8 protein-coding genes are annotated in these 8,495 nt (G+C 46.1%); 2 read left to right on the forward strand and 6 right to left on the reverse strand.

What is annotated here, in order from left to right:
- Nucleotides 1-196: 196 nt before the first annotated feature.
- Nucleotides 197-847, reverse strand: coding sequence for a DUF2625 family protein (locus E2R66_RS27815; protein WP_240049543.1), 651 nt, complete (start codon nucleotides 845-847; stop codon nucleotides 197-199).
- Between the two features lie 76 nt (nucleotides 848-923).
- Complete coding sequence (locus tag E2R66_RS27820) at nucleotides 924-4,193, reverse strand: S41 family peptidase (RefSeq protein ID WP_134737975.1); 3,270 nt, start codon at nucleotides 4,191-4,193, stop codon at nucleotides 924-926.
- A gap of 215 nt (nucleotides 4,194-4,408) precedes the next feature.
- Here E2R66_RS27820 and E2R66_RS27825 point away from each other — a divergent pair, with 215 nt between their 5' ends.
- A complete protein-coding gene (locus tag E2R66_RS27825; RefSeq protein WP_134737976.1) occupies nucleotides 4,409-5,005 on the forward strand; it encodes a short chain dehydrogenase in 597 nt (198 codons plus the stop codon).
- A 33-nt stretch (nucleotides 5,006-5,038) separates the two neighbouring features.
- Here E2R66_RS27825 and E2R66_RS27830 read toward each other — a convergent pair whose 3' ends face one another.
- The 4 genes from E2R66_RS27830 to E2R66_RS27845 all read right to left on the reverse strand — a co-directional run bounded on the left by E2R66_RS27830 (nucleotide 5,039) and on the right by E2R66_RS27845 (nucleotide 7,804).
- Nucleotides 5,039-5,641 carry a hypothetical protein gene (locus tag E2R66_RS27830; protein WP_158288534.1) on the reverse strand — a complete coding sequence of 201 codons (603 nt, stop codon included), beginning with the start codon at nucleotides 5,639-5,641 and terminating at the stop codon, nucleotides 5,039-5,041.
- Nucleotides 5,598-5,924: a HesB/IscA family protein gene (locus E2R66_RS27835; protein ID WP_134737978.1), complete on the reverse strand. Its 327-nt coding sequence runs from the start codon at nucleotides 5,922-5,924 to the stop codon at nucleotides 5,598-5,600. Before E2R66_RS27835 ends, E2R66_RS27830 begins: the two co-directional genes overlap by 44 nt.
- A gap of 91 nt (nucleotides 5,925-6,015) precedes the next feature.
- On the reverse strand, nucleotides 6,016-6,429 hold the full coding sequence (gene iscU / locus E2R66_RS27840) for a Fe-S cluster assembly scaffold IscU (RefSeq protein ID WP_128533183.1): 414 nt from the start codon (nucleotides 6,427-6,429) through the stop codon (nucleotides 6,016-6,018).
- Between the two features lie 163 nt (nucleotides 6,430-6,592).
- Nucleotides 6,593-7,804, reverse strand: a complete 1,212-nt coding sequence (locus tag E2R66_RS27845; protein ID WP_134737979.1) for an IscS subfamily cysteine desulfurase — start codon at nucleotides 7,802-7,804, stop codon at nucleotides 6,593-6,595.
- A 100-nt stretch (nucleotides 7,805-7,904) separates the two neighbouring features.
- On the opposite strand from E2R66_RS27845, the gene mce reads away from it, so the two are divergent.
- On the forward strand, nucleotides 7,905-8,339 hold the full coding sequence (gene mce / locus E2R66_RS27850; protein WP_134737980.1) for a methylmalonyl-CoA epimerase: 435 nt from the start codon (nucleotides 7,905-7,907) through the stop codon (nucleotides 8,337-8,339).
- The last annotated feature ends 156 nt before the right edge of the window (nucleotides 8,340-8,495 follow it).

The raw sequence follows: 8,495 nt of genomic DNA on the forward strand, positions 1-8,495 counted from the left end.
AGTTGAGAATTTCTCAGTAAACTCCAGTATATTTAATCCTTGAAACATAATTTTAGCGTATTTGGTATCTACAGCTTAAATATACTAAAATTATTAGCAATACCCAAGCGCCTTATTCTACCATGTTAAAATCGTATTGTTCCTGCACAGGCACTATTTTACGGATAGTGTTCGTGATGTCTTGCCCTTCTTTTGTTCATAGGTAAGGATAGAAATTATACACATCAGCCCCGTTCAGTTTGGCAACGTCCGTTTGCCAATTTGCCAATCTCTTACCTTCATAAAATTTATTGAGGTCGCCGTTAAGGCAGAAATCAACAAAATCAGAATAGCTTTTACCAAGGGATTCCCACTTTAATGTTTCCGGCGCCAGATAATATACCATACCCATACCCATGTCCGTACCTAAGGCACCACCATTTATAGCAAAAAAGCCGCCGATAGCATCATCGCCAATCATTAGGTAGCCCGGTCGTTCACCAAATTCTTTAAAGGTCTTGCCCTTGTTCCATGCAGGTAAGCTTCTTGGCAGCTTCGTACTTCCCGATCCTAATAAACGTATCCAACCGTTATCTATTAAAATACCACCAGTAAAATAGACTACTGCACCCATTATAGAGTGCGTCGTTACCTGCGTTTGATACAGGGCTTCGGCAGCTTTTGCACTATTGGCCGGTAGCAGCTCTGCTTTGTTCTTTGCTGTTACTACGCTTTGTTTAACAATGTTCCATGCCGATGTATCCGCCGTGAGGGTTTCTATGGATCGCATTGTTTGAGCAATCCCGCATTGCGCGAAGAATTGAAATAAAATGATTGCGGCTGAGGTTTTGAAAAGATGTTTCATCATAAAGTTACGGCATAAATATACAGCTATGGCCTAAAAGCAAAAGGCTCCGGTTGTGGAGCCTTTTGTTTCACAGCATTTACTGCTGCGGATACTTAAATGATTTATCCGGATGCGCTGGCACTACTACCTTATCTACCGGGTGCTCCTTAATTTGCTGTTTAAGATAGCGCAAGGCAGCATCCAACTGGGCATCTTTGCCCTTGTAGCTTTCATAAGGCAAGTTATCTACCTCTATATCAGGTTCTACGCCGCGGCCTTCTATCAGCCATTTACCTTCCGGGCCAAATACGCCCATTTCGGCTGCGCTGGCAATGCCGTTATCAACCATGCGGTTGTCGCTCGATAGCCAGATCTCACCACCCCAGGTGCGCATACCAATCACTTTGCCCAGGCCAAGCCTACGGAAGCCCTCGGTAACGGCTTCCCCGTCTGACGCGGTCTGCTGGTCGCACAGGATAACCATATGGCCCCTAAAAGCGTATTGCATGTTCCAGGTTGGCCCGCCCGTGCGGCCCTGCCAGTACATCCAGGCTTTGCGCAGCAGTTTCTCCAGCACCCAGCTATCTATATTGCCGCCGAAGTTTTCGCGCACATCTATAATGAGACCTTTACGGTTGAAGATGGGGTAAAACTGTTTTACAAAATCGTCCATATCGTCGTCGCCCATGGCTTTGAGGTGTACGTAGCCGATGTCGTTATTACTGGCGCTGTCTACCTGCAACCTGCGGGTATATTCCCACTCGCCGTAACGCAGGTTGTACTCGTCCCTCGCGGAGAAGGGCTTCACCACCTGCTCGTAGCGTTTTTTGGCCCTATCGGTAAGCGTAAGTTTCACGGGGATATTCACCTTGTTAGCCATTAGTTCGCCCACGTCGGCAATATCCTTAAGCGGTACATTGTTTATTTCCGTAATAACATCGCCTTCTTTAACGCGCAATTCGGGTTTATCCAATGGCGAGGAAAAGCTATAATCAGGGTCCGACTGATAAATGTGCTCTATCTTGAATCCGGCTGCGGTTTTGCTAAGCTTTGCGCCCAGCACGCCGGTTTGTGTCCTGTCCTGAGAGGTGCGTTTATCGCCGCCATAAACAAAGGTATGCAGGGCCGATAACTCACCTACCATCTGGCTCAGCAGGTCGTCAAGCTCGTACCGATCAGTTACGCGAGGCAGCAGGGGTTCGTATTGTTTTTTTACGGCTTCCCAATCCACCTTATGCAAGTCGCGGTCGTAAAAATAATCACGCATCATACGCCAGGCATCGTTGAACATCTGCTGCCAATCCTGCTGCGGATTTATGGCGAAACTCCAGTTGTTCAGCTCTACCTTGGCTTTATCGGCATCCACTTTTCCGCCATCTGCATCGGCAACAGCCAACGTGCGATTAGCGAAGTTTATTAGTATTTTTTTACCGTTTGCAGATACATTAAAGCCGTTCACGCCCGATGCAACTTCGGTAGGTGTAGGTTTTTTGCTTTCGGTAATCTTTAGCGCGAATATCTTGCCGCCGCCTTCCTCTCCGTCGTCGCCCATATCCAGCCAGTATAAATAGCCGTTGGCAACCGCAAGCCCGGGGATGTTGGCGCTTTTTACGGGTACCTGGTAAAGTGCTTTTTGCGCCTTCGCCCAGTCATAAACTTTTGCAGGCTCTACAGCAGGCTTCTTCTTGTCGAGTTTTTTGGTTTGGGTTACGCCCTGCTTGTCTACAGAAGTAAATACCGAATCGGTAAGCCAGGAATCTGTTTGCAGGAAGGGAAATTTTGCTGCAGTATCCAAAGCCATGGCGTAAATATTGGTAGTTTTGGTGTAGTAGGGCTCCGGCTGCCTTGGTCCCCAGGGCGAGGTAACTACCGAATGAAGGTTCCGGTCGCTTAAAAAATAGAGCCATTTGCCGTCTGCGGCCCATGCCGGGCTGTAGCTGCTGGCCCGGCTGGTGCTAACGGGTATCATTACCATGCTGCGGGTGTCGATCACGTTTATCTGCGCGTTCAGGTTCTCCAGGTTCTGCGAGATGTTTAGAAAAGTGCTGTTGGGCGACCATGATAGCTCGTTGATGCCCGCATATGCATCCTTATATTCAAATTTTACCGCGCCGGTGGCTGCTTCGGCTATTCTTAGTACATCGTTCTTATCGGTATAAGCGATGTATTTGCCATTTGGCGATACCGCGAATGCTGAGATGATCACCTTGCTGCCTTTGGTCAGCTGCGTAGCCTCGCCACTGCCATCTGCGTTTACCTTCCATATCTCGTATTCGCCACCTTCGTCAGACAGTGCAGCGATGCTTTTGTCATCAATAAAATGTACATCCTTTACACGTATACCACTTTTGCGGGTAATTTCTACCCAGCGGTCGCTTTTGGCTGGAGATACGAACAACCGGCCACGGCTCACTATAGCTACATACGTGCCTTTCGGCGAGATATCCGAATAGCTGATGCTGTTTACCGGGCTTTTGATCCATTTAAGCTTGCGTTGCCCAAAATCTGAAACGAGGTTGATGTTAAGCAACTTTTCGGTATTGCTACTGATGTCGTACAGCCAGATGTCGGCTCCTTTTTGGTACACAATGCGGGAGCCGTCTATCGATGGTGTCTGCAGATCCCAGCCTTTAGAAAAGGTTTGTTGTTTTGGCGTTTTGCCATCTTTGTCTATCGACCAAAGGTTCATGGTGCCATCCCTGTCCGACAGAAAATACACCCTGCCGTTATAGTACATGGGGTTGGTGCTGGTGCCTTCGAAATCGCCGGTGAGCGATTTAGCTTCGCTCTTGCCGTCGAATTTCCATATCTGTTCTATCAGTCCGCCTTTGTATCGTTTAGTTTTGCTTCCTTGGTTGGGGAAGCGGGTGAAATATAGGATTCCGTCTTCATCGTAGGCACCGATGGAGGCTTGCCATAGCGGAAGGTTTTCTTTTTTAAGGGTGATGGGGTCCAGCTTGAACAATTGGGGCAACGGCAACTGCGACTGGGCCGAACTGCGGTAAAGTATCTTGCCGTCTTTTGTCCAGCCAGAGATGAGGAGCGAACTGCCGAGTTCATAGGTAAGCCTGCGCGGTACGCCGCCGTCGATATCCATCAGGTAAATTTCAGATACGCCCTCGTATTGGCCCGAAAAGGCCAGTTGTTTGCCGTCGGGCGATATGGCCGGGTTTTGCTCCACGCCGTCGTGGGTGGTAAGGCGTGCGGAGAGGCCGCTGCCGATGTCATATTTCCAAAGATCGCCTTCGGCGGTAAACACTACCGTGTTGTTGTGCAGGGCGGGGGTACGGTAATAGCCTTTTTGCTGGCCGTAAGATAATGAGGCGCATAGCACTGCGCAAAATGATAATAAGGGCTTGATAGGCATGGTGTTGAGATTGATGGCGTAAGATAACGAATAATCTTAAACCGCAAATGTGCCGATTAAAAATAGCGAATACCGTTGCGCTTATCGGTATAGAAATAGCCAGTGAATAAGCATTCATAATTTACGCAAGGCTAACACTAAACTTACACCGCACTGACAGGTTATTTAGTTGTTATCTTTTTTAATCTATTTTTTTGACACAAATAACGATTAACATGAAAATCATCGTCATCGGTGCCACGGGCACTATCGGCAAGAAAGTAACTGTCGCGTTAAAAACAAAGCACGAAGTCATCACAGCCGGATCTAAAAGCGGCGATTTGCAGGTGGATATCACCTCTACAACATCGATAGAAGCATTTTATAAAAAAGTTGGCACATTTGATGCCCTGGTGAGTATTACCGGTGCCGGGCATTTTGGTCCACTACCTACGATGACGCCTGACGACTTTAATACAGGTATCAACAGTAAGTTAATGGGCCAGGTAAACCTGGTGCTGATCGGCCAGCATTATATCAACCCCAAAGGCTCTTTTACGCTTACCTCGGGTATTTTGGATCGCGACCCGGTTGTGAACGGGGCTAACCTTAGCGCTGTTAACGGTGCGTTGAACGCGTTTGTAACTGCAGCGGCTATAGAACTGGAAAACGGCGTGCGGATAAACGCGGTAAGTCCCGGCGTGGTTGAAGATTCCCCGGACTATTTTGACACCTTCCCCGGGCATATCCCTGTAACTATGGATAGGGTAGTAGCCGGATACGAGAAGAGCATTTTAGGCGCCGGCACGGGTAAAGTGATAACGGTTTCTTAAAATAGCAAAGGCCCCGAAAAATGGGGCCTTATGCTATTTGCTTCTTTTGGATGCCCTTGTTTCAAATTCCTTAATCAACTCATTCAAAATGATTACATCTTCCTCAGTTATCAACTCTTCTTGCTGATATGGGACTATTACGTCGATTACAAAATCATATTGAATTTGATTTTTAATCTTGCCCGATTTTAAAATTTTGGCCATTTTATTTTCGCGCCTATAGGGAAGGTTTGCCTTTTTTATCTCGCTCCAAAAGTAGTTGACTTCTTCCCCGAACCCTTCCTGGAAATAAGTAAACACAGCGTTTTTAGTATAATTTAAGCTCGCTATGTTTTTAAATTTCGCACTCGGTTTTAAAGCATCTTCCTTCCACTCCAAATAAACCTTTTTAAACTGTTGCCGGTGACTTTCGCTCCAATCTTTTGGAAGAAATTTAGAAAGTGAATTCACAGCGATATCTATTGCGCGTGCTAATAAAATTGCTTGTTCGTCATATTGAATTGCCACGTTAATCGGACTGTTTTTGATAAATAAATATACAAAAAAGGCCTCGCAAGCGAAGCCTTTTTTGTATATTATATTGGGTCGGTTTTTATACCGAGAAACTCTCGCCGCAACCGCAGGTACGGGTAGCATTTGGATTGTGGAAGTTGAATCCTTTACCGTTTAGGCCGTCGCTGAAGTCTAGTTCGGTACCGGCAAGGTACAGGAACGATTTCATATCCAGCGCGAAACGTACGCCGCGGTCTTCGAAGAACTGGTCGCCTTTTTTTTCTTCGTTATCAAAATCGAGGTTATAAGATAACCCCGAGCAGCCGCCACCCTGAACCGAAACGCGCAGGAAGTAGGAGGCATCGAGCCCGCTATCCTGCATCAGGTGGTCTATTTTAGCTTTTGCTTTATCTGTTACAGTAACCATAGTAGTAGATAGAATCAAGATTGTAAGACTAAAGAATCAAGAAAAAAGCCGGATAGGTCTTGTTTCTTGGTTCTCGATGTCCTGCATCTAATTAGTGATGTGATTTTTCGAGCACTATCGGCTCCATACCGTTTTTTACGCGGAAATCGTTGATGGCGGCTTTGATAGCATCTTCTGCCAAAACAGAGCAGTGAATTTTCACCGGTGGAAGGGCAAGCTCTTCAACGATATCCATGTTGTCTATCTTCATGGCATCGTCTACGCTTTTACCTTTAAGCCACTCTGTAGCCAAAGATGAGGATGCGATAGCCGAACCACAGCCAAATGTTTTGAATTTTGCATCGGTGATGATGTTGTTTTCATCAACCTGTATTTGTAAACGCATTACGTCGCCGCACTCAGGAGCACCAACTAAGCCGGTGCCTACTTTGTGGCTGCTTTTGTCTAACGTGCCCACATTGCGGGGGTTAGTGTAATGGTCGATAACTTTATCTGAATAAGCCATATCCTTAAATATTAAGTCGTAAGTTATAAGTTCTGAGTCTGGTAAATCCTAAACTCTAATTTCTAAATCCTAAAGGTTTAAACCCTGAAGTCTAAACGTCACATCCTAAATATTCGTGCATTCTTCATCTGCATATCTGCACATCTGAAATCTGCACATCTAATTAGTGTTCTGCCCACTCAATTGAGTCCAAGTCGATGCCTTCTTTAAACATCTCCCAAAGTGGCGACATGTTGCGCAGGTTGGTAACCGCTGTTTTGGTTACTTCAACTGCGTAATCAACTTCTTCTTCGGTTGTGAAACGGCCAAGGCCGAAACGGATAGAAGAGTGCGCCAAATCATCTGACAAGCCTAAGCTTTTCAGTACGTATGATGGCTCTAAAGATGCCGAAGTACAGGCAGAACCCGAAGATACGGCAAGATCTTTCATGGCCATCATTAAGCCTTCGCCTTCTACGTATTTGAAAGAGATGTTGGCTACATGTGGTAAGCGGTGCTCAACGTTACCGTTTACATAGCTTTCTTCCAGTACGGTTAATGCACTTTCTAACTTATCGCGCAGGGCAGATAAACGGATGGCTTCGCTTTCCATTTCCTGGCCGGCAATTTCGCAAGCCTTACCTAGGCCAACAATACCCGGAACGTTCAGCGTACCAGAACGCATACCGCGTTCGTGACCACCACCATCCATTTGGGCAGTAACTTTTACACGTGGTCCTTTACGGCGTACATATAATGCGCCAACGCCTTTGGGGCCGTACATTTTGTGTGCCGATAAAGCGAGTAAATCAATGCCATCGCGGTTAACGTCAACCGGTATTTTACCAACTGCCTGCACGGCATCAGTCATAAACAATGCGCCATATTTGTGTGCAATGTCGCTTATCGCTTTAATGGGTTGGATAACGCCAATCTCGTTGTTTCCGTACATGATCGAAACGAGTATGGTCTCTTTGGTCATAGCTGCTTCAAGCACTTCAAGGTCTACCAAACCGTCTTCTTTAACAGGCAGATAAGTAACCTTGCCGCCAAGTTTTTCAACGTGTTTACAGGCATCCAGTATTGCTTTATGCTCGGTAACCGCGGTGATGATGTGCTTGCCTTTCTCTTTATACATTTCAAACACGCCTTTAATGGCCAGGTTGTCTGATTCGGTTGCGCCCGAGGTGAAGATGATTTCTTTTTCTGAAGCGCCTATCAGTTTGGCCACCTGTTCGCGTGCGTAATCAACGCCTTCTTCTGCAACCCAGCCAAAAGGATGGTTACGGCTTGCCGCATTACCAAATTTTTGGGTGAAGTAGGGCAGCATCGCTTCCAGTACCCTTGGGTCCATTGGCGTAGTAGCGTTGTTATCTAAATAAATTGGGATGTTCATGGTCAATAATTAACAATACAAATATAGGCAAACTTTTACTTTAATAGTTTGCAAGCCCAGTAAATTGCATTTTGGTGCCAATAATTTACAATATTTGGACATGAACAAGATAGAGCACATCGGCATTGCGGTAAAGGATATGCAGGCAGCTAAAAATATATACGAGCTGTTACTGAATACCGTAGTCTACAAAACCGAAGAAGTGCCATCAGAAGGGGTAAAAACGGCCTTTTTACAAAGCGGGCCAAATAAAATAGAACTGCTGGAAGCCACGTCTGCAGATAGCCCCATAGCCAAATTCCTGGAGAAGAAAGGGGAGGGGATACACCACATAGCCTTTGATGTTGATGATATTGTAGCCGAGATGGCGCGGTTAAAGGAGGCTGGGTTTGTATTGCTTAATGATAAGCCTAAGCGCGGGGCGGACAATAAGCTGGTTTGCTTTGTGCACCCGAAGAGTGCGGGTGGGGTGTTGGTGGAGTTGTGCCAGGAGGCCCGAGCCCCCCAGCCCCTGAAAGGGGAGCAGAAGGGTTAAAATTATCTGAACCATGATTGTTAGGATTAAAAGATTGTCTCGTCCTGAAATAGGTTTACTAAATTAGTAAATCATTAAATCATGGTAAGGAAAGAAAAAGTGCATAAAAAGCACGAGATCATATCAGAATATTTAACAGGGACAGAGACATTTGTT

The organism is Mucilaginibacter psychrotolerans (genome assembly GCF_004519315.1).
GTDB lineage: Bacteria > Bacteroidota > Bacteroidia > Sphingobacteriales > Sphingobacteriaceae > Mucilaginibacter > Mucilaginibacter psychrotolerans.